The sequence below is a fragment of the Brevundimonas albigilva genome, assembly GCF_023503965.1.
In the GTDB taxonomy this organism is placed as follows: domain Bacteria; phylum Pseudomonadota; class Alphaproteobacteria; order Caulobacterales; family Caulobacteraceae; genus Brevundimonas; species Brevundimonas albigilva.
Genome location: NZ_CP097298.1, coordinates 2,859,539 through 2,880,674, shown reverse-complemented (window position 1 = coordinate 2,880,674; position 21,136 = coordinate 2,859,539). Strand labels below are relative to the sequence as shown.

At 68.7% G+C, this 21,136-nt stretch carries 18 protein-coding genes and 3 pseudogenes; 8 read left to right on the top strand and 13 right to left on the bottom strand.

Annotated features, from left to right (window positions below; all coding sequences use genetic code 11):
• Positions 1-56: 56 nt before the first annotated feature.
• Positions 57-953, bottom strand: coding sequence for a hypothetical protein (locus MU852_RS15180; RefSeq protein WP_249750254.1), 897 nt, complete (start codon positions 951-953; stop codon positions 57-59).
• 293 nt (positions 954-1,246) lie between these two features.
• On the opposite strand from MU852_RS15180, the pseudogene ileS reads away from it, so the two are divergent.
• The 3 genes and pseudogenes from ileS to MU852_RS15165 all read left to right on the top strand — a co-directional run bounded on the left by ileS (position 1,247) and on the right by MU852_RS15165 (position 6,243).
• Positions 1,247-4,161 (top strand): annotated as a pseudogene (gene ileS / locus MU852_RS15175) (isoleucine--tRNA ligase).
• Between the two features lie 422 nt (positions 4,162-4,583).
• Positions 4,584-5,489: pseudogene (locus tag MU852_RS15170) on the top strand (NAD(P)H-dependent flavin oxidoreductase); the annotation flags it as partial.
• 61 nt (positions 5,490-5,550) lie between these two features.
• A complete protein-coding gene (locus MU852_RS15165; protein WP_249750253.1) occupies positions 5,551-6,243 on the top strand; it encodes a TorF family putative porin in 693 nt (230 codons plus the stop codon).
• Here the strand turns inward: MU852_RS15165 and MU852_RS17570 are convergent.
• Complete coding sequence (locus MU852_RS17570) at positions 6,240-6,641, bottom strand: mechanosensitive ion channel family protein (RefSeq protein ID WP_283843660.1); 402 nt, start codon at positions 6,639-6,641, stop codon at positions 6,240-6,242. The two genes, MU852_RS15165 and MU852_RS17570, sit on opposite strands and share 4 nt — an antisense overlap.
• Complete coding sequence (locus MU852_RS17565) at positions 6,623-6,955, bottom strand: mechanosensitive ion channel family protein (RefSeq protein WP_283843659.1); 333 nt, start codon at positions 6,953-6,955, stop codon at positions 6,623-6,625. The genes MU852_RS17570 and MU852_RS17565 overlap by 19 nt, the downstream gene beginning before the upstream one ends.
• On the opposite strand from MU852_RS17565, the gene MU852_RS17560 reads away from it, so the two are divergent.
• A complete protein-coding gene (locus tag MU852_RS17560; protein ID WP_283843658.1) occupies positions 6,942-7,400 on the top strand; it encodes a hypothetical protein in 459 nt (152 codons plus the stop codon). The two genes, MU852_RS17565 and MU852_RS17560, sit on opposite strands and share 14 nt — an antisense overlap.
• A 137-nt stretch (positions 7,401-7,537) precedes the next feature.
• Here MU852_RS17560 and MU852_RS15155 read toward each other — a convergent pair whose 3' ends face one another.
• Both MU852_RS15155 and MU852_RS15150 read right to left on the bottom strand, forming a co-directional pair.
• Entirely contained in the window at positions 7,538-8,701 is a 1,164-nt protein-coding gene (locus MU852_RS15155; RefSeq protein WP_249750252.1) for a cystathionine gamma-synthase, read from the bottom strand.
• 4 nt (positions 8,702-8,705) lie between these two features.
• The gene (locus MU852_RS15150) at positions 8,706-10,106 is read right to left on the bottom strand and encodes a pyridoxal-phosphate dependent enzyme (protein ID WP_249750251.1); all 1,401 of its coding nucleotides are present in this window, start codon (positions 10,104-10,106) and stop codon (positions 8,706-8,708) included.
• A gap of 103 nt (positions 10,107-10,209) precedes the next feature.
• On the opposite strand from MU852_RS15150, the gene rnr reads away from it, so the two are divergent.
• Both rnr and MU852_RS15140 read left to right on the top strand, forming a co-directional pair.
• Positions 10,210-12,540 carry a ribonuclease R gene (gene rnr, locus MU852_RS15145; protein ID WP_249750250.1) on the top strand — a complete coding sequence of 777 codons (2,331 nt, stop codon included), beginning with the start codon at positions 10,210-10,212 and terminating at the stop codon, positions 12,538-12,540.
• Positions 12,541-12,679: 139 nt separating this feature from the next.
• A complete protein-coding gene (locus tag MU852_RS15140; RefSeq protein WP_249750249.1) occupies positions 12,680-13,387 on the top strand; it encodes an NUDIX hydrolase in 708 nt (235 codons plus the stop codon).
• Between the two features lie 4 nt (positions 13,388-13,391).
• On the opposite strand, the gene MU852_RS15135 is transcribed toward MU852_RS15140, so the two are convergent.
• On the bottom strand, positions 13,392-13,958 hold the full coding sequence (locus MU852_RS15135) for a hypothetical protein (RefSeq protein ID WP_249750248.1): 567 nt from the start codon (positions 13,956-13,958) through the stop codon (positions 13,392-13,394).
• Positions 13,959-14,084: 126 nt separating this feature from the next.
• Here MU852_RS15135 and rpmG point away from each other — a divergent pair, with 126 nt between their 5' ends.
• Positions 14,085-14,252, top strand: coding sequence for a 50S ribosomal protein L33 (gene rpmG / locus MU852_RS15130; RefSeq protein ID WP_181543575.1), 168 nt, complete (start codon positions 14,085-14,087; stop codon positions 14,250-14,252).
• Between the two features lie 87 nt (positions 14,253-14,339).
• Here rpmG and MU852_RS15125 read toward each other — a convergent pair whose 3' ends face one another.
• From MU852_RS15125 to MU852_RS15115, 3 genes and pseudogenes are all read right to left on the bottom strand, one after another.
• Positions 14,340-14,795: a VOC family protein gene (locus MU852_RS15125; protein WP_249750247.1), complete on the bottom strand. Its 456-nt coding sequence runs from the start codon at positions 14,793-14,795 to the stop codon at positions 14,340-14,342.
• 10 nt (positions 14,796-14,805) lie between these two features.
• Positions 14,806-16,168: pseudogene (locus MU852_RS15120) on the bottom strand (PleD family two-component system response regulator).
• Positions 16,165-16,530: a response regulator gene (locus MU852_RS15115; protein ID WP_249751978.1), complete on the bottom strand. Its 366-nt coding sequence runs from the start codon at positions 16,528-16,530 to the stop codon at positions 16,165-16,167. Before MU852_RS15115 ends, MU852_RS15120 begins: the two are co-directional and overlap by 4 nt.
• Before the next feature lie 107 nt (positions 16,531-16,637).
• Between MU852_RS15115 and MU852_RS15110 the strand changes: the two genes are divergently transcribed.
• Positions 16,638-17,906, top strand: coding sequence for a DNA polymerase IV (locus tag MU852_RS15110; RefSeq protein ID WP_249750246.1), 1,269 nt, complete (start codon positions 16,638-16,640; stop codon positions 17,904-17,906).
• 3 nt (positions 17,907-17,909) lie between these two features.
• On the opposite strand, the gene MU852_RS15105 is transcribed toward MU852_RS15110, so the two are convergent.
• Genes MU852_RS15105 through tmk form a run of 4 tightly spaced genes read right to left on the bottom strand, consistent with a single transcriptional unit; the run spans position 17,910 to position 21,107 of the window.
• On the bottom strand, positions 17,910-18,704 hold the full coding sequence (locus MU852_RS15105; protein WP_249750245.1) for an MBL fold metallo-hydrolase: 795 nt from the start codon (positions 18,702-18,704) through the stop codon (positions 17,910-17,912).
• A complete protein-coding gene (locus MU852_RS15100; protein ID WP_249750244.1) occupies positions 18,701-19,486 on the bottom strand; it encodes a TatD family hydrolase in 786 nt (261 codons plus the stop codon). The genes MU852_RS15105 and MU852_RS15100 overlap by 4 nt, the downstream gene beginning before the upstream one ends.
• On the bottom strand, positions 19,486-20,478 hold the full coding sequence (locus MU852_RS15095; RefSeq protein ID WP_249750243.1) for a DNA polymerase III subunit delta': 993 nt from the start codon (positions 20,476-20,478) through the stop codon (positions 19,486-19,488). Before MU852_RS15095 ends, MU852_RS15100 begins: the two co-directional genes overlap by 1 nt.
• The gene (gene tmk, locus MU852_RS15090; protein ID WP_249750242.1) at positions 20,475-21,107 is read right to left on the bottom strand and encodes a dTMP kinase; all 633 of its coding nucleotides are present in this window, start codon (positions 21,105-21,107) and stop codon (positions 20,475-20,477) included. The genes MU852_RS15095 and tmk overlap by 4 nt, the downstream gene beginning before the upstream one ends.
• Positions 21,108-21,136 lie beyond the last annotated feature (29 nt).

Below are 21,136 nucleotides of genomic sequence, written 5' to 3'. Positions count from 1 at the left end.
CGCATCCTCTCATCCCGCGCGTGAGCCGGGCCTGAACGACGCCGTTCGGCTCCGGTTCAGAAAACCCGGCCGCCGACGCCGCCGTCCAGGGTGATGGTGCCGGTCATGACCGCCGTGCCCTGCACCTGCTCCTCGCGGTATTCGGTGTATTCCTCCTCGCGGTACAGCGTCAGGATCTTGATCCCCGCGCCGTAGCGCCGCAGCAGCGAGCGCTCGTTGCAGTCGCGCTCGGGCTTCTCGGGCCGGCATTCCAGCTTGCCGCCGGCGCCGAACCACAGGGCCTCGTGCTTGCGGCACGTCAGCGTCTCGCCGTGGTCGAAGCTGACGTCGCCATCGTAGTCGGCGATGGTCGCCTGCAGCCAGGTCCCGGCCAGGCAGCGGTACAGTTCGCCCTCGTAGCCCTCGCCGACCTCGCGGTCGGGCCGGACCTGCGAGGCCGGATGCGGCACCTGGCGGTCGTCGATGCAGACCGCCTGGATCACCACCCGCTTCATCATGCTGCGAAAGGCCGTGTAGGGCGTGCGCACGGTCTGCATGGCCATGCCTTCGACCGCCAGACCCTGGATGGTCGTCGGCGCGGGCGATTCGACGCTGACATAGGCCGAGCCCCCGCCGTAGCCGTAGCCATAGCCCGAACCGAAGCCCCGGCTGCTGCTGAATCCGCCCGCGCGCGCATTGACGTAGGAGCTGGCCCCCGCATTGGCGTTGGCGTAGGCCCCGGCGTTGACGTTGACGTTCACGTTCACATTGCCGCCGCCGGGCGGATAGGTCGGCGGATAGGGCGTGCAGCCGCCGTCGCACGACGGCGGGGGCGGAGGAGGCGGCGGTTCGCAGCACGGCGGCGTCGGCGGCTCGCAGCCGGAATCGCACTGCGCCGCCGCGGCGCCGGCCGTCGCCGTGAAGGCGAATCCCGCCCCCAGCGCCAGCATCCAGTTTCTGATCCGCAGCCTCATGGGCAGGGCTCCCGAGCGTGTTCAAGGCGTCGGCCAGGCGCAACCCGGCCGATCATCGTTTAACCAAAACGCCAAAAGCCTTTCGTTTCCGTTGAGACGCCGCCGCTTTCCGGGATGGCGCAATGCCGCACGGGTCTGCTAGACCGCCCGCACAATGACCGTCCGCGTTTTCCTTCGCCTGATTTCGATTAGCCGCCCGGCGTAGCGCCGCAGGGCCTGGCCCAGCGCACGTCGGGACGACCGCCCACCGGGCGAATGAAACAGCGAATGCTCACCCTACGCCGAGACCCTTCATGGCCGACGCCACCGACACCCCCTCTGGCCGCGACTATCGCGACACCGTCTTCCTGCCCGAGACGCCCTTCCCCATGCGCGGCGGCCTGCCGCAGAAGGAGCCGCTGATCCTGGAACAGTGGGGCGACCTCTACGGGACCCTGCGCGCCGAGCGGCAGAAGCAGAACGCCCCTCTCTACGTCCTGCACGACGGCCCGCCCTACGCCAACGGCGACATCCACATCGGCCACGCCCTGAACAAGACGCTGAAGGACTTCGTGGTCCGCAGCCGTTTCCTGCTGGGATACGACGTCGACTACGTCCCCGGCTGGGACTGCCACGGCCTGCCGATCGAGTGGAAGATCGAGGAGCAATTCCGCGCCAAGGGCCGCCGCAAGGACGAGGTGTCCAAGGACGAATTCCGCGCCGCCTGCCGCGACTACGCCGGCAAGTACATCGACCTGCAGCGCGACCAGTTCCAGCGCCTAGGCGTCGTCGGCGACTTCGTCAACCGCTACGCCACCATGGACTTCGCGTCCGAGGCGGCCATCGTCGCCGAATTCCACAAGTTCAAGAACTCGGGCCAGCTCTATCGCGGCTCCAAGCCGGTCATGTGGTCCCCGGTCGAACGCACCGCCCTGGCCGACGCCGAGGTCGAGTATCACGACCACGTCTCGCCCACGATCTGGGTCAAGTTCCCGGTCACGGGCGCCTCGGACGACCATCCGGACGATCTGCTGTCCTTCCGCAGCAGCACCCCGTCCATCGTCATCTGGACGACCACGCCCTGGACCATCCCGGCCAACCGCGCCATCAGCTACGGCCCCGACATCGCCTATGGCCTCTATGAGGTCACGGCCATGGAAGAGGGGCTTGAGTTCGAGCCCTGGGCCAGGCCGGGCGACCGCCTGATCGTCGCCGACAAGCTGGCCGAGGACGTGTTCAAAGCCGCCAAGATCGCCGCCTGGACGCGCGTCTATGACATCAACCCCTCGGGCCTGGAGACCGCCCACCCGCTGGCGGCGCTGGACAGCGGCTACGGCTTCTCCGTGCCGCTCTTGGCCGGCGACCACGTCACCGACGATGCGGGCACCGGCTTCGTCCACACCGCGCCGGGCCACGGCGCCGACGACTTCGAGGTCTGGAAGGCCCACGGCCATCACGAGGTGCCGGACACGGTCGACCCGGACGGCGCCTATTATCCGACCGTCCCCCTGTTCGCCGGCCTCAAGGTGCTGGAGACCGAGGGCAAGAAGACCGGCAAGTTCGGCCCCGCCAACGGCGCGGTGATGGAAAAGCTGATCGAGGCGGGCAATCTGCTGGCGCGCGGCCGTCTGGAGCATTCCTATCCGCACAGCTGGCGCTCCAAGGCCCCCATCATCTTCCGCAACACCCCCCAGTGGTTCATCCGCATGGACGAGCCCTTGAAGTCGGGCGACACCCTGCGCGAGACGGCCCTGAACGCCATCGACGCCACCGCCTTCCACCCCGCCGGCGGCAAGAACCGCATCCGGAGCATGGTCGAGGGCCGCCCCGACTGGCTGGTCAGCCGACAGCGCGCCTGGGGCACGCCCCTGGCCATGTTCATCGACAAACAGACCGGCCAGCCCCTGCATGACGACGCGGTCGACGCCCGCATCGTCGCCGCCGTCGCCGAACACGGCGCCGACGTCTGGTTCACCGCCCCGGACAGCGACTTCTTGGGCGCCCACGACCCGGCCCGCTACGAGAAGGTTCAGGACATCCTGGACGTCTGGTTCGACTCCGGCTCGACCCACGCCTTCACCCTGGACCCGCGCACGGCCGAGCACGGCTACAGTGGAAACCGCCCGGCCCACTGGCCCGCCGACCTCTATCTGGAAGGCTCCGACCAGCACCGCGGCTGGTTTCAGTCCTCCCTGCTCGAGGGCTGCGGCACGCGCGGCCGCGCCCCGTTCAAGGCGGTCCTGACCCACGGCTTCACCCTGGACGAGAACGGGGAGAAGATGTCCAAGTCGCGGGGCAACACCACCGACCCCCTGACCATCATCACGGAGAGCGGCGCCGACATCCTGCGCCTGTGGGTCGCCCTGGTCGACTATTCGGACGACCAGCGGATCGGCAAGCAGATCCTCCAGACCACGGTCGACGCCTATCGCAAGCTTCGGAACACCGTCCGCTATCTGCTGGGCGCCCTGGCCGGCTTCGACGAGGCCGAGCGTCTGACCGACTACGACCAGTTCCCGCCGCTGGAAAAGTTCATCCTGCATCGCCTGTGGGAGCTCGACGCCCAGGTCCGCCAGGCCTACGCCGAATACCGCTTCCAGGACGTGGTCCGCCCGGTGCTGGAGTTCTGCTCGGGCGACCTGTCGGCGCTCTATTTCGACATTCGCAAGGACGCCCTCTACTGCGACCGGCCCGATCGGTCCGCCGTCGCGCCGCCCGCACCGTGATGGACGAGGTCTTCGCCCGTCTGACCGCCTGGCTGGCCCCGCTGACGCCCTTCACGATGGAAGAGGCGTGGACCACGCGCTTCCCCGACGCCGGGACCAACTGCGCCCGCGTCATCCCGGAAACGCCCGGCCAGTGGCGCAACCCCGCCGAGGCCGAACGCTGGGCCGGCGTGGAGACCGTTCTGGAGGTCGTCAACGAAGCCCTGGAGGCCGCTCGCCGCGACAAGATCATCGGCGGCGCCCTGGACGCCTGGCCGACCGTCACCGCCCCGGCCGAGCTCCTCGCGCCGTTCGACGGCCTGGACGCCGCCGAGGTCTTCCGCACCTCCGGCGCCGAACTGGTCACGGGCGGCGAGGCGGTCACGGTCGCGGTCAACCTCGCCGACCACCCCAAATGCGCCCGCTCCTGGCGCCGCGTCCCCGACGTCGGCTCCGATCCCGCCTACCCCGACCTGTCGGCCCGCGACGCCGACGCGGTGCGCTTCTGGGACCAGACGCACTAACCGCTCGACGCATCCCCTCTCCCCACAGGGAGAGGGGCTCAGGCGCAGGCGGGAGCGTGCGAGGTCGATGTCGCCGACCCCTCAGCAACGGCGGACATGACTCCAACGATTTCAACCGATTGCCTGATTGTCGTCGTCTTCAGCCCGCCTGGGTTGGAAACCGTGCCATCCTCCCTTGTCCGGTCGCGCCAGAGGGCTCGTGAAGCATGGTTCACCCTGAGGAAAATCCACGCCCATCGCATTCCGGCGACCCAAGGGATGCTAGGCTCGCGATCGCGCGCTTCGGCGCGGCGGCGCGCATCCGCTCGCCGATTTCACACTATTCATACTGTTCATACCCTCTTTTTCCGCCGCCTGGCCCGATTGCCTTCCCCGGCGACAGCCCGCTATCCGTAGCGAAACGAAACCCATAGGAGACGCCCGTGGCCATTCCCGCTTCGCTGCAGAAGGGCCTGACCCTGCCGGTCATCGCCTCGCCCATGTTCCTGGTGTCCGGCCCGGACCTGGTGGTCGAGACCTGCAACGCCGGCGTGATCGGCACCTTCCCGTCGCTGAACCAGCGCACGACCGAGGGCTATCGGGAGTGGGTGCGCGACATCAAGGCCCGGCTGAAACCCGAGGCCGCGGCCTTCGGGGTGAACCACATCGTCCACCCGACCAATCCGCGCCTGATGGCCGACATGACGGTGTCGGTCGAGGAGCAGGTGCCCCTGATCATCACCTCGCTGGGCGCCGTGCGCGACGTGGTCGATGCGGTGCACGGCTATGGCGGCGTGGTCTTCCACGACATCGCCAATGTCCGTCATGCGCGAAAGGCCGCCGAGGCGGGCGTCGACGGCCTGATCCTGGTCGCGGCCGGGGCCGGCGGTCACGCGGGGATCGTCAATCCGTTCGCCCTGATCAACGAGGTGCGGTCCTTCTACGACGGGACCATCATCCTGGCCGGCGCCATCTCGACGGGCCAGGACGTGGCCGCCGCCCTGATGATGGGCGCCGACTTCGCCTACATGGGCACCCGCTTCATCAACACCACCGAGGCCCTGGCGCCCGAGCCCTACAAGCAGATGATCGTCGACAGCGGCTCGGCCGACATCGTCCATACGCCGGCCGTCTCGGGCATTCCGGCCAACTTCATGGTCAAGTCCCTGGTCGAGAATGGCGTCGACCCCAAGCACCTGCCCGAGCACAAGCTGGACATGGGCGACGAGGCCAAGGCCTGGAAGACCGTCTGGTCGGCCGGCCAGGGCGCGGGGGCCATCCACGACGTCGTGCCGGCCGCCGCGCTGGTGGAACGCCTGCGACATGAGTTCGCTCAGGCCACGGATCAATCGCCATCAAGGCCGGAGCGCGCTAAGGGCACCCGCGCGCCTTTCGCGCGTTGGAGGCTCCATGACCAAGACCGCCCTGCTCTGCCTGCCCGCCTTCGCCCTCGCGACGCTGGCGGCCGCCCCGGCCCTGGCCCAGTCCGCCAGCCCCTGGTCCTTCGAGGTCGGGGCGGGCACCGACAACCGTTCCAAGGGCACGTCCAAGTCGGGCAATGACCCCTATGTCTTCGGCTCGGCGACCTGGGAAAGCGCGGACGGCCGCTTCTACGTCTCGCCCGCCGCCGAGACGATCGATCTGGGCGGTTCGGACGTGGAGGCCGAGATCGCCTTCGGCTATGCGCCCGAGGCCTATGGCTACGTCTTCGACTTCAACGTCGCCTACAAGAACCGGCTGGACGCCGAGGCCGGCTATGACGAGGACACGGTGGAGGTCTCCGGTTCGGCCAGCCGCTCGATCGGCCCCGCCAGCGGCCGGCTTCTGGTGCAGTATTCGCCCGACGCCGCGGGTTCGACCGAGGCCTTCACCTGGGTCGAGGGGCGCGTCGGCTGGTCCTTCACCAACCGCCTGGACGCGACCGTCGCCCTGGGCCGCCGCGAGCAGGACAACGCCCCGGACTACACCGCCTGGAACGCCGGCGTGACCTACGGCCTGACCGACGCTCTGGACCTGGACGTGCGCTGGTATGACACCGACGCCCGCGAGTTCGGCGACCAGTACAAGAGCGCCCTGGTCGCCCAGATCGCCTACGCCTTCTAGGCCGCGCGCAGGGTCTCCAGGGCGCGGGCCACGTCGGCCCCGCCCGGCTGCTGGTACAGGCCCAGTCCGAACTCGGGCAGGATCGCCAGCAGGTGGTCGAAGATGTCGGACTGGATCGCCTCGTACTCGCCCCACGCCACGGTGGAGGTGAAGCAGTAGATCTCCAGCGGCAGCCCCGTCTCGGTCGGCTGCAGCTGGCGCACCAGCAGGGTCATGTCCTTGCGGATGCGCGCGTGGTGGGTCAGGTACTGCTCCACATAGGCGCGGAAGGCCCCGATGTTGGTCGAGCGGCGCATGTTGACCGGATCGCGGCCGTTGGCGACCAGCTCGGCGTTCCACCGCTCAAGCTCCGCCGCCTTGTCGGCTAGGTAGTCGTCGATCAGCAGGAAGCGGCGCATCCGCTCTCGCTCCTCCCCGTCAGGAAGCGCACGCTGGTCTGGTCGATCAGCAGCGACCGCTTGATCCGCCGCCCCCCGCTCTCCTGCATCCCGCGCCAGTTCTTGTAGCTCTCGTTGATCAGCCGCCATGTCGGGATGGTGGTGATCGTCTTGTCCCAGTTCTGGACCTTGACCGTGTGCAGGGCGATGTCGATCACGTCGCCGTCAGCGTTGACCTGAGGCATCTCGATCCAGTCGCCGACCCGCAGCATGTCGTTGGAGTTCAGCTGCACCGACGCCACCAGCGACAGGATGGTGTCCTTGAACACCAGCATCAGCACCGCCGCCAACGCCCCCAGCCCCGACAGCAGCAGCAGCGGCGACCGGTCGATCGGTCGCGATCACCAGGATCGAACCGATGGCGTAGAAGGCGATCTTCAGGACCTGAAGATACCCCTTGATCACGCGGCGGTGCCCGCGCGGCGAGCGCGAATACAGGGTGTTGACCACGTCCATCGCCGCCGCCAGCGCCATCACCACCACGACGATGGCGAAGGCGTTGGCCACATTCTGCGTCAGCTTCACCATGACCGGCGCCAGGTGCGGGACGGCGGCGATCCCCTGATGAACGATGATGGCCGGCGCGATCCGCGCCAGCGTCCCGACCGCCGGCTTCAGCAGGTCGTCCATGTCGGTCCGCCCGCCCCGGTCGATGACCTTGAGCAACAGGCGAATGAGCACGCGTCGAACCAGGAAGTCGGCCAGGAAGGCGGCGAATAACAGGAGACAGAGCCCGATCAGCGTTTCCGCGACCGGGTGCTCCGCCAGGCGATCCCGCATGGCGTTGAAGTCAGGCATGGCCACAGCCTAGGCAATGCCGCCGCGGATTTGAACCCCGTCGCGGCGATGCGCCGCCCTCAGCCCAGCGCCTGGTCCAGATCGGCGATCAGGTCCGCGACATCCTCCACGCCCACGGAGAGGCGGATCAGGCTGTCGGTGATCCCGCCCTTCTCGCGCACGTCCTTGGGCACCGAGGCGTGGGTCATGATCGCCGGGTGGTTCACCAGGCTCTCCACCCCGCCCAGCGATTCCGCCAGGGTGAAGACTTGGACCTGTTCAAGCACCCGCTTTGTCCGCTCCAGGTCGCCGTCCAGGATCACGGTCACCATGCCGCCGAAGCCGCCGTGCATCTGGCGCGCCGCCAGCTCGTGCTGCGGGTGGGCGATCAGGCCGGGATAGATCACCTTGGCCACCCCCGCCCGCGTCTCCAGCCAGCGGGCGATGGTCAGGGCGTTCTCGCAGTGCGCCTTCATCCTGAGCGCCAGCGTCTTCAGCCCCCGGTTGGCCAGGAAGGCGTCGAACGGCCCCATGACCCCGCCGACCGAGTTCTGCAGGAACTTGATCCGCGTCGCCAAGTCCGGATCGGCCGTCACCAGCGCCCCGCCGATGATGTCCGAGTGGCCGTTCAGGTACTTGGTCGCCGAATGCATCACCACGTCCGCGCCCAGGCTCAGCGGCTGCTGGCAGAAGGGGGTGGCGAAGGTGTTGTCGACCACCAGGATCAGCCCGTGCGCCTTGGCCGCCTTGGACAGGGCGGCGATGTCGGCCAGCTTCATCAGCGGATTGGTGGGCGTCTCGACCCACAGCATCTTGGTCCTGGGCGTGATCGCCGCCTCGACCGCGGCGATGTCGCTGAGGTCCACATAGGCGAAGTCCAGGCCCATCGACCGACGGCGCACCCGCTCGAACAGCCGCCACGAACCGCCGTAAAGGTCGTCGCCCGTGACCACGTGGTCCCCTGCGTCCAGCAGTTCCAGCGCCGTCGAGGTCGCGGCCATGCCCGAGCCGAAGCCGAAGCCGTGGGTTCCGCCCTCCAGGTCGGCGATGCAGGCCTCGAACGCCTCGCGCGTCGGGTTCTTGCCGCGCGCATACTCGTACCCCTTGTTCACCCCCGGGCTTTCCTGGGCGTAGGTCGAGGTGGCGTAGATCGGCGTCATCACCGCGCCGGTGGTCGGGTCCGGATGCTGACCCGCATGGATGGCGCGGGTGGAAAAGCCTTGGCTGTTCTTCTTGTCGGCCATGATCTTAGCGGTTCAGGCTGAGGTGGTTGATCAGGTCGGTGCGGGTGATCAGGCCGACGAACGTCTCTCCATCCAGCACGATGGCCACGCGGTCGCGGTCGAAGACGGGGATCAGCGCGTCGAGAGACTCGGACGCCTGGACCGTATCCAGATCGCGCGTCATGGCCGACGCCACCGGCTTGGCGAACCGTTCCTTGCGGGTGATCTCGTCGGTGTTCATGATGTGGACGATGTCGCTCTCGTCCAGGATGCCGACAAGGCGGCCGTCCTCGATGATGGGCAACTGCGACACGTCGGCGCCGCGCATCCGCTTGAACGCCGTGTCCAGGGTGTCGCCCGGTCCGGCCGTGACCACGTCGCCCTTGGCGTATTTGCGGGTGATCAGGTCCGAAAGGTCGCCATGCAGCTCACGCTCGCCCAGCCCCTGATCGGCCAGCCAGGCGTCGTTATAGACCTTGGACAGGTACTTGGCCCCCGTGTCGCAGACGAAGGTGACGCAGGTCTTGGGCTCGGTCTGCTCGCGGCACCAGCGCAGCGCCGTCGCCAGCAGGGTGCCCGACGACGAACCCGCCAGTATGCCTTCCTTCAGCAGCAGCTCGCGCGCGGCGCCGATCGCCTCGGCGTCCGGAATCGAATAGGCGCGGTCGATCAGGCTCATGTCGGCCGTATCGGGCACGAAGTTCTGACCGATCCCTTCGACGGCGAAGCTGCCTTCGGGGCTGGGCACGCCGTCGTTGACGACGCCCGCCAGGGTCGATCCGACCGGATCGGCCAGGATGATCTGGGCCTTCGATCCCTGGCTTTTCAGATACCGCGCCGTGCCGGTGATGGTGCCGCCCGACCCGATGCCGGCCACCAGCGCGTCGATCCGGCCGCCGGTCTGCTCCCAGATTTCCGGCCCCGTGGTCTTCACATGGGCCTCGGCGTTCGACGGATTGGCGAACTGGTTGACGTAGAAGCCGTCCGGCAAGGCCTGCGCCAGCCGCTCGGCCATGTCGGTGTAGTATTCCGGGTGCCCGTGCGGCACGTCCGAGCGCGTCAGGCGCACATCCGCCCCCATCGCCCTGAGATGCTGGATTTTTTCCTTCGACATCTTGTCCGGGATGACCAGAAGCACCTTATATCCACGCGCCCGGCCCACCAGGGTCAGGGCAAGACCGGTGTTGCCGGCGGTGGCCTCCACGATGGTCCCGCCGGGCTTGAGGAAGCCCTCCCGCTCGGCCGCGTCCAGCATCTCCACCGCGATCCGATCCTTGATCGACCCGCCGGGATTCTGAGACTCCAGCTTCAGCAGCAGCCGGCACGGCCCGGTGTCGATCCGCGTCACCTCCACCATCGGCGTCTTGCCGATCAGATCGAGCGGCGACGAGACGATCGCGCTCAGGGCGGGGGCGTTGAGGGACATCGGAGACTCCATTGAGGCCGGCGGAAGCTGAGGCCTCGCATTCATATGGTCAACCTGCGCAAGATTTGACCCAAGGGCGCGGTTCCGCGCTACGAAAGACGCAATGACAAAATCATCCAAGAGGCCGCCCGCCGGTCTCCCCGACAAAGACACGCTGCTCGCCTATCTGCGCGAGACCGGTTCGGCCGAGAAGACCGACATCGCCCGCCACTTCGGCCTGAAGGGCGGCGACCGCCGCGCCTTGCGCGAAATGATCCGCGAGCTCGAGGCCGAAGGCCGGCTGGGCAAACGCGGCCGCAAGGGCTTTTCCGAGGCCGGCGCCCTGCCCCCCGTCGGCGTGGCCGACGTGATCGAACGCGACGGCGACGGCGAACTGTATGTCCGCCTGGTCGAGGCCAGCCCTGACGCCCCGCGGGCCCTGCTGATGCCGGACAAGGGCAAGCCTGGCCCGGCCCCCGGCCTGGGCGACCGGCTGCTGGTCAAGTTCTTCCGTTCCGACGACCAGTGGGAGGCGCGGCTCATCAAGAAGCTGGACGCCGGGACCAATCGCGTCCTGGGCGTGATCCGCAAATCGGCGCGCGAGACCCGCGTGGAGCCGGTCGACCGTCGCTCCAAGGACGTGCTGCTGGTGCCCCAGGCCCAGTCCGGCGACCTGCGCGACGGCGACCTGGTGCTGGCCGCCATCGAGAAGGGCGAGCATCGCTATGGCCCCAAGCGCGGCAAGATCCTGGAGCATATCGGCAAGGAGGACGATCCCCGCGCCGCCTCCCTGATCGCCATCCACGCCCACGGGGTGCCGACCGGCTTTTCCGAGGCCGTCGAGCGCGAGGCCGAGGATCAGGCCCTGCCGACCCTGAAGGGCCGCGAGGACCTGCGCGAAATCCCCTTCATCACCATCGACCCCGCCGATGCGCGCGACCACGACGACGCCGTCTTCGCCCAGCGCGACGAGGACCCGAAGAACCCCGGCGGCTGGATCGTCTGGGTCGCCATCGCCGACGTCGCCGCCTATGTGCGCCCCGGCACGGCGCTGGACCGCGAGGCGCGCGAGAAAGGTAACTCCACCTACTTCCCCGACCGCGTCGAACCGATGCTGCCCGAGGTGCTGTCGAACGGCCTGTGCAGCCTGAAAGAGGGCGAGAATCGCGCCTGCATGGCCGTGCGGATGGTGTTCGACAAGGACGGCCGAAAGACCGGCCACAGGTTCGTGCGCGGCCTGATGCGGTCGCACGCCAAGCTCAGCTACGAGCAGGCGCAGGCCGCCATCGACGGGCCGGAAAAGGGGGATGGGCCGGATGACGTGACCGGCCCGATCATGCAAGCGATCCTTTACCCGCTGTGGAACGCCTACCACACGATGCTGAAGGGCCGGCTGAAGCGCAGCCCGCTGCAGATCGAATCGGCCGAGCGCCGCATCCGCATGACGCCGGACGGCGGCATCGCCTCCATCGAAAAGCGCACCTCGCTGGAGGCGCACCGGCTGATCGAGGAGATGATGATCCAGGCCAACGTCTGCGCCGCCGAGACGCTGGAGCAGAAGAAGACGCCGCCGATCTACCGGATCCATGACGCGCCCAGCCAGGAGAAGATCTTCAACCTGGCCGACTTCCTGTCGACCATAGGCAAGCCCTGGAACAAGGGCGAGCCGGGCACGACCAAGCGGTTCAACAAGCTGCTGGACGAGACCCGCGACGGCGAGCACGCCGAGGTGGTCAACGAGGTCGTCCTGCGCACCCAGATGCAGGCCATCTATTCGACCGAGAACGTGGGCCACTTCGGCCTGAACCTGGACCGCTACGCCCACTTCACCTCGCCGATCCGGCGCTATTCCGACCTGATCGTGCACCGGGGCCTGATCCGGGCGCTGGGGCTGGGCAAGGACGGGCTGACGGACCGCGAGATCGCCGAACTGCCCGCCATCGCCGAACAGGTGACCGCCACCGAGCGTCGCTCCATGGCCGCCGAGCGCGACGCGATGGACCGCTACATCGCCGCCTTCCTGGAGGACCGCGTCGGCGCGACCTTCACCGGCCGCATCACCGGCGTGACGCGCTTTGGCCTGTTCGTGCGGCTGGACGAGACGGGGGCCGACGGCCTGGTCCCGGTCTCGACCCTGGGCGGGGAGTATTTCACCCACGACGACCGCGCCCACGCCCTGGTGGGCGAACGCACGGGCCAGCGGTTCACCCTGGGCCGCCGGGTCGAGGTCAAGCTGATGGAGGCCACGCCCGTCACCGGCGGCCTGGTGTTCGAGATGCTCAGCGACCCCGAGCCGCGCGATCCCAACGCCCCCGCCCCTCGCCTGGGGATGCGCGGCCGAGGCGGCGACGGACCGGTGAAGCGCGGCCAGAAACGGCCCGGCGGTCCCAAGTCCCGCAACGGCTCCAAGCCCTCCGGCGGCCTGAAGGGCGTCAGGAAGGGCAGGCGGAAGTGACTCAAACATCCGCTCATCCCGGCGAAAGCCGGGACCCAGTTCTTTGGGCGATAGGCGTTCGAGCTGATTTGCGAGCCTTGATCCCAGTCGCCAGTGCGAACGAAAGCACTGGGTCCCGGCTTTCGCCGGGATGAGCGGGATGAGGGAGCAGCCCTTCGACGCCGCGCAGGATCTGACCGACGCCCCGCGTGTCGGCGGCACCCAGCGGCCCAGGGACGCCGCCACGCTTATTCTGACGCGAGGAGGATCACGGCCCGAGGTGCTGATGGGGCGGCGCGCGCCGGGTCATGTCTTCATGGCGTCGAAATGGGTGTTTCCGGGCGGGCGGATCGACCGAAGCGACTTCACCGCCGCCAGCGCCGGCGACCTGGCCCCTGGCGTCGCGCGCCGCCTGGAGGGGGAACTGCCCGCCCGACGCGCCCGCGCCCTGGCCCTGACCGCCGTGCGCGAGACCTTCGAGGAGACCGGGCTGGTTCTCGGCCGCGCCGCGCCCGCCGCGTCGGTCGCCGGACCGTGGCGCGAGTATCGACAGGCCGGCGCCCTGCCCGATCTGTCGGTGCTGTCCTATGTCGCCCGCGCCATCACGCCGCCGGGCCGCAGCCGCCGCTTCGACGCCCGCTTCTTCATGGCGCCGGCCGAGGCCCTGCTGTCGCCGGAGCCGACCGCAGGGTCCGGCGAACTGGACGAGATCGCCTGGCTGCCGCTGGACCAGGCCCGTGCCTTGGACTTGCCGGCCATCACCCGTTTCGTGCTGGGTGAACTGGCCGAGCGGCTGGATCATCCCGACCGTCCCCTGCCCTTCGTCCGCATGGTGCGCGGACGTCACGTCGTGGAGCACAGGGACTGAGGCCCTAGTCGGCGACCGGCTTCGTCAGGTCGAACTCGACGCGGAAACGCCGGTTCGCGCGGCGCAGTTCATAGGCGAACGTCTGGCCGGGACGGACCTCCATCGCCCAGACATTCGTCGTCGACACCGAGGCGTCGTTGGCGTTGAACAGGGCGATCGATTCGGCGTCGACCGGGAATTCCTGCCGCTCGGCCGTTCCCGCGCTGGCCGTGTCGCCGCCGTACCAGTGAAGGACGTGAGGCGAGCCGTCGTCGTGGCGGTGATCATGCTTCAGCCGCAGGCCTGTTTGCGTGCGCGTCACCACCCAGGTCCGCGACCGATCCGGGCCCACCCAGAAGGGAATGCGCACCTCTTGCGCCGAACAGTCGCGCACCTGCATCAGCAGGCGCTGGTTGGCGAAGCCGGCGTCGGCGGGATCGGTGGTCACGACCCGCCCCTCGAAGCGCTGGCCGCACAGGGCGTTCAGACGGCCCATGAAGGCGTCTTGCGCAGCGGGCGTCTGGGCCTGGGCGGCGCCCGCCGCAGCGGCGGTCAGGACGGCGGCCGACGCCGCCAGGGACAGGATTTTCATGCCCGTGAACCTAACGCCGCAAAACCGCGCCACAACGCGGCATCGCGCCCGTTGACTTTGGAGCGCGCCTGAGTATGTTCCGCGCCTCTTATTTTAGCGGCTTTCGCCGTCGCAGAGGTAATTCCGATGGCCAAACCGGCTTCCATCAAGATCCGCCTGAACTCCACGGCCGACACCGGCTTCTTCTACGTCACCAAGAAGAACGCCCGCACCATGACCGAGAAGATGGTCGTCAAGAAGTACGACCCGGTCGCGCGCAAGCACGTCGAATTCAAGGAAGGCAAGATCAAGTAACCACTTGATCGGCTGAGAAATGGAAACGCCCGGCTGTCCGCAGCCGGGCGTTTTTCGTTGCGCGGGAGGCCGCTTCTAGAATTACGGCTAGAAATACGGCTCCGGGATCAGGCGCTGCGACACCCACCAGATGTTGCCCGCAGTGTCGCGAACCCCGCCCTGCCGATCTCCATAAGGCATATCCGCGACGTCCATGATCCGTTCGGCGCCGGCGCGCTCCGCGGCCTGAACGGCGGCGTCAGCATCGGCGACATAAAGAAGATAAAGCGCGGCGCGACTGGCCGGAAACTGGGCCGAGGCTTCGCTGATCATGATGGTCGCCGAGCCGAACCGAAGCTGGCTATTGGCGATCCGCCCGTCCTTGCCGACGCTGCGGCCCGTTTCGTGCGCGCCGAACGCGGATTCGAGAAAACGCACATAGTCTTCGGCCTTCTCCACGAAGATGTAGGGCGTTACGACCGCGAACCCTTCTGGGACATACATCGCATAGCTCCGAGCGTCGGAGACAGACTGCTCGCGCCCGCAGACCAGATCAAGACGCAAAACGTCGGTATCAGGCCGCCTTGGCGATGACCTTGTTGCGGCCGCCGGCCTTGGCCTCATAGACGCCCTCGTCCGCCCGCTTCAGCAGCAGATGGGGCGTATCGCCCTCGCCGGTGGTGGCGGCGACGCGCGATCGAGATGGTGATCGACAGGCTTTCGCGTCCGCCCATGATGCGGAACGGCGCCGCGGCCACGTCGCGGCGTATGCGCTCGGCCACACGCTGGGCGTCCTCCAGCGCGGCGCCCGGCATGACCACCACGAATTCCTCGCCGCCCATGCGGCACGGCAGGTCGACGGCGCGGACGTTGGTGGCCAGGCGCACCGCGAATTCGGTCAGCACCTCGTCTCCCGCGTCGTGGCCGAAGCTGTCGTTCACCGACTTGAAGTGGTCGATGTCCATCAGCAGCACCGCGACAGAACTGCCGCCATGCACAGCGCGATTGACCAGCGCCTGAAGCTGACCGGCCATGTAGCGGCGATTGTGCAGGCCGGTCAGGGCGTCGGTGACGGCCATCTCCAGGCTGTTGTCCAGCTTCTCGCGCAGGAAGTCGCTGTAGCGCTTGCGCCGGATCTGCGTGCGGGCCCGCGCCGACAGTTCCTCGACGTCGATCGGACGCGGCAGGATGTCGGTCGCGCCCAGTTCCAGCGCCTTGACCATCCGCGCCCGCTCCGTGGGCTCGACCACCGCCAGGATCGGCGCGCGCCGCGCGTCGCCGGACTTGGACAGGGCCACGACCCGCAGTCCGTCGAACGCTTCCGCCGCCACATTGACGATGATCAGGTCCAGCGGCCCCTTGATCGCCGCCAGGGCCTTGTCCGGGTCGGTCTCGACCGTGACGCGGTGTTCGCGCGCCAAGGCCTCGGCGATCACCGCCGCCTGACGTTCGTTGTCGTCGACGATCAACACCCGCCCGCCCTCGGCGCGCAGACGCCGCGCGCCGTCGCCGCCGACGCCCATGCGCCGGCTGCTTTCCTCGCGCTCGCGCAGTTCGTCCATGACCTGCTTCAGACGGGTCAGCGACCGCACGCGGGCGAACAGGATCACGTCGTCGATCGGCTTGGTCAGGAAGTCATCGGCGCCCGCCTCCAGCCCCCGGATGCGGTCCTCGCGGCCGTCCAGGGCCGTGACCAGGACCACAGGGATGTGGCGCGTCTCGGCCTGGGCCTTCAGGCGGCGGCAGGTCTCGAACCCGTCCATGCCCGGCATCATCACGTCCAGCAGGATCAGGTCCGGCTGGCTCTCGGCCGCCAGTGTCAGGGCGGTCTGACCGTCCTGGCACGTCAGGACGTCGAAATACTCTATCGTCAGTTTGGCTTCGAGCAGACGGACGTTGGCCTCGACGTCGTCCACGACCAGGACGCGCGCGCTCATGTCAGGTGCTTCCTCACGGTTTCGAGGAAGTGCATCACCGAGATGGGCTTGGAGATATAGGCCTCGCAGCCGCCCTGCCGGATCCGCTCCTCGTCGCCCTTCATGGCGAAGGCGGTGACGGCGATGACGGGGATGTGGTTCAGCTCCTCGTCGTCCTTCAGCCACTTGGTGACTTCCAGGCCGGAGATTTCGGGAAGCTGGATGTCCATCAGGATCAGGTCCGGCTGGTGCGCGCGCGCCAGCGCCAGCGCCTGCATCCCTTCGCGGGTCTGCAGCGTCTCATAGCCCTGGGAATCGAGCAGATCATGAAAAAGCTTCATGTTCAGCTCGTTATCCTCGACGATGAGGACCTTCTTCGACATCATCACCCAGCCCGCGCGTCCCTGAACGTGGGGACGGCTTCCTTGATGCGATACTGGCCGACCAGTCTTAAGTTGGGATGAAGCCAAACTTACGGAGAGCTTAAAGCGTGGCCATCAAGGCCGTCTGCCGCGACTGTCTGTGGACCGGCCAGGACCCCGCCGGGCCGCCGGATCGGCGCTGTCCGACGTGCGGTTCGCGCCGCATCGTCGCGGACCCCGAACTGGACCAGCTGTCGATCGCCCACATGGACTGCGACGCCTTCTACGCCTCGGTGGAGAAGCGCGACCGGCCCGAACTTCGTGACAAGCCGGTCATCGTCGGCGGGGGCAAGCGCGGGGTGGTCTCGACGGCTTGTTATGTGGCGCGCCTGTACGGCGTCGGTTCCGCCATGCCGATGTTCAAGGCGCTGAAGGCCTGTCCGGACGCGGTCGTGATCAAGCCGGACTTCAGCAAATACACCTTCGAATCGAAGCGTATCCTGGGCGCGCTGGGCCGTCTGACGCCGCTGATCCAGCCGCTGTCGCTGGACGAGGCCTGGGTCGACCTGTCGGGCACCGAGCGCCTGAACGGCGGTCCGCCCGCCGTGCAGCTGATCCGCTTCCAGAAGGCCGTCGAAGACGAGACCGGCCTGACGGTTTCCATCGGCCTGGCGCCCAATCGCTTCCTGGCCAAGATGGCGTCCGAGATGGACAAGCCGCGGGGCTTTTCCGTCATCGGCCGCGCCAACGCCCAGGCCCTGCTGGCCGACAAGCCCGTCACCGCCCTGCCCGGCGTCGGACCGGTCTTCGGCCGGGCGTTGCGCAGCGACGGCTACGCCCTGATCGGCGACCTGGCCAGGGCCGACGTGCGCGATCTGGTGAAGCGCTACGGGGAATCGGGTCTGCGCCTGCACGACCTGGCCCACGCCCGCGACGCGCGCGCGGTGAACCCCGAACGCGACCGCAAGGGCATGAGCGCCGAAACCACCTTCAACGAGGACCTGGCCGACCAGGAGGCGCTGGAAGCCGAACTGTGGCCTCTGTGCGAGAAGCTGGCGGCCAAGGCCCGCCGCGACGGGGTGGCCAGCCGCGTCCTGGTGCTGAAGCTGCGCCGCACCGACTTCAAGATCGTCACCCGCCGCGTGACCCTGTCCGAGCCGGTCCAGACGGCGCGCGCCCTGTTCGCCGCCGGTCGCGATCTGCTGAAGCCCGAACTGGGCCGGCCCTATCGCCTGATCGGCATCGGCATGGCCGACATACAGGACGCCGAGGACGCCCCCGCCGGCCTTTTCCAGACCGCCGAGACCCGCGCCCTGAAGACCGAGCGCGCCATCGACAGGCTGCGCGAGAAGTTCGGCGACAAGGCCGTCGTGGCCGGCCGGGCCCTCAAGAGCTGACGCTCAGTCCAGCCGCGCGGTCCAGCCGTCGAAGGCGACCTCCACATGGGCCGGCAGCTGGGCCGACAGGGTGCGATAGTCCATATCGATGTGCAGGTTGGTCAGGACCGCGCGCTTCACCTCGGCGGCGGCGATCCATTCCAGCGCGCGGTCAAGATGCGCATGGGTCGGGTGCGGGGCGTAGCGCAGGGCGTCCACGATCCACAGTTGACAGCCGCGCACGGCGTCCAGCGCCGCCTCGTCCAGGTCCGACACGTCGCTGGAATAGGCCATGTCGCCCAGCCGATAGCCGACCGAGCGGATCGGTCCGTGCGCCTGGTCGAAGGTCACGACCGGGACGGCGCCGCCGGCGCCTTCCACGCTCCAGGGCTGGCCGTGCGGCGGGATCACCCGCGCGTCCAGCAACGGCGGGTAGCCCAGCTTCATCTCGAAGATGTAGTCGAACCGGTGGGTCAGCGAGGCCTGGGTCGCCGCATCCATCCAGGCGGGTATGCGCCGACGCGACCGCGCCGCGAAGGTCCGCAGATCGTCGACGCCATGCGTCTGGTCGGCGTGGTCGTGGGTGTAGAGCACCGCGTCGACATGGGTCGTCCCGCTGGCCAGCATCTGTTCGCGCAGATCCGGCGAGGTGTCGATCAGGACGTTGGTGACGCCCTCCGGCCCGGTCTTGCGCGCCAGCATCGTGCAGCGCGTGCGCCGGTTGCGGGGCTCGGCCGGGTCGCAGGCGCCCCAGTCGCCGTCGGCGCGCGGCACCCCGCCCGACGAACCGCAACCCAGGATGACGACCTCCAGGCTCATGCCGCCGGCCTCGGGATGCGGTCGAACAGGGCGAAGAAGGCGTCGGTGGTGCGTGCGTCGGCCTCCTCGGCGCTCCAGCCCCGGATTTCCGCCAGCTTGTCCAGCACCAGGCCGACATAGGCCGGCTCGTTGCGGCGCCCGCGATGCGGGATCGGCGCCAGATAGGGGCAATCCGTCTCGACGATGATCCGGTCGGCCGGCATGTCGCGGATCACCGCCCTGACCTCCTCCGCCGCCTTGAAGGTGGCGATGCCGGACACCGAGAACCACGCCCCGAGGTCCGCCGCCGTCGCGGCCAGCTCGGCCCCGCTGGTGTAGCAGTGCATCAGCATCCGGAACGGCCCGGCGGCGTATTCCTCCCGCAGGATCGCCGCCATCACGTCGTCGGCCTCGCGCGTGTGGACCACCAGCGGCAGGCCGGTCTCGCGCGCCGCCTTCACGTGCTGTCGGAACACCGCCGCCTGAACCTCGCGCGGGCTCAGGTCGTAGTGGAAGTCCAGGCCGCACTCGCCGATCCCGACCACGCGGGGTCGGCCGGCCAGGTCGATCAGCGTCGCCGCCGTCAGGTCCGCCGCGTCCTTGGCCTCATGCGGATGGACGCCGACCGTGCACCAGATGTCGTCGTTGGCCATCGCCAGGCCGTGCGTCGCCTCAAAGGTCGTCAGCCGGTCGGAAATCTCGACCATCAGACGCACTCCGGCCGCACGGGCGCGCTCAATCACGGCGTCGCGGTCCTCGTCGAACTGGGGGGCGTGCAGGTTCACATGGCTGTCGATCAGCATCAGCCGGCCGCCTCCGTCTGGGCGCGAGTCCGCCGGACGTCGGCCAGCGCGCCGGCCAGCACGTCGCCGCGATCCAGGTTCAGGCCGGCTGCACGGTCGGGCAGCGGGCTCAGCCGCTCCCACAGCTCGGCCCAGCGGTTCCCGGCGCCCGGCGCGGCGTCCAGCGCCCGCACCCGCACCGCCGCGATCAGCCGGTCCATCAGGGTCTCGAACCGTTCCTGCCCCTCGGCCCCGCGGAACTTGTCGGCGACGGCCAGGGCCTCGGCCCGGTCGATGTCGCCCGACACCCACTGGCGCGCCAGCTGGTCCATCTCGAAGGTCGCGCCAGACGCCAGGGCCAGGGCCGCGCCGGGCGATCCGCCCGCCATCGCCGCCGCATGGGCCGCATCCCCGGGCTCGGCGCCCGTCCGGTTCCGCACCAGCGCCTCAAGTCTGTCCTGCGGCCAGATCGGAAAGCTCAGGCGTCGGCATCGCGACCGGATCGTGGCCAGCAGCCGCCCCGGCGCATGGGTGACCAGGAACAGGACGCCGCGCTCGGGCGGTTCTTCAAGAACCTTCAGCAAGGCGTTGGCGGCGTTGACGTTCAGATCGTCGGCCGCATCGATGATCGCCACGCGGTAGCGCGCCTGCGACGGGCTCTTGGAAAAGAACTCCGGCAGTTGGCGCGCCTGATCGACCGAGATCGACTTCTTGACCTTGCCGCCCTCGACCGCCCGCTCGAGCACCAGCAGGTCGGGATGGGCCTGGGCCGAAATCAGGCGGCTGACCGGATCGTCCCTCAGCGCCCCCAGCGGTCCGCGCGACGGATCGGCCGTCGCTCCCATCAGACGACGCGCGGCGCGATAGGCGAAGGTGGCCTTGCCCGCCCCCTCGACCCCGCACAGCAGCCAGGCGTGATGCAGCCGGCCGCGCGTCCAGGCGTCCATGAAGGCCGTCTCGGCGGCCACGTCGGGAACCAGATCGAACCGGTCGCGGGGGTGATCCTCGCTCACAGCAGCCGCTCCTGCACCGCGCGCCACACCCGCTCCTCGACCGTGTCGAGGTCGCCCACGGCGTCGATGCGGACGCAGCGGGCCGGGTTTGTCTCGACGATCTTCAGGAAACCCTCGCGCAGCCGCTGGTGGAAGGCCAGGCCCTTGGACTCGAACCGCGTCTCGAACAGCCCCCGCCCGAAGGCCCGCTCCAGCCCCACCTCGACCGGCAGGTCGAACACCAGGGTCAGATCCGGCTGGTCGTCACCCACCACGGCGGCGTCGACCTGTTCGATGAAGCCCGGCGCCACGCCCCCGCCCGCGCCCTGATAGGCGCGGCTGGAGTCGGCGAAGCGGTCGCACACGACCCAGTCGCCCGCCGCCAGGGCCGGCCGGATGGTGTTCTCCAGATGGTCGGAACGCGCCGCATACATCAGCAGGGTCTCGGTCATCGCCGACCAGGGCTCGGCCTCCGTCGCCACGACCAGGTTGCGGATCACTTCCGCGCCCTTGGAGCCGCCCGGTTCGCGGGTGCGGACCACCGCGCGTTCGTTCAACAAGGGTTGCAGCCGGGCGACCAGCCGACCGACCTGGGTCGACTTGCCGGCGCCCTCTCCGCCTTCGAAGGTGATGAACTTGCCTCGGGACACAGGGCTTCATGGCGCCCCGGCGCGCCCGG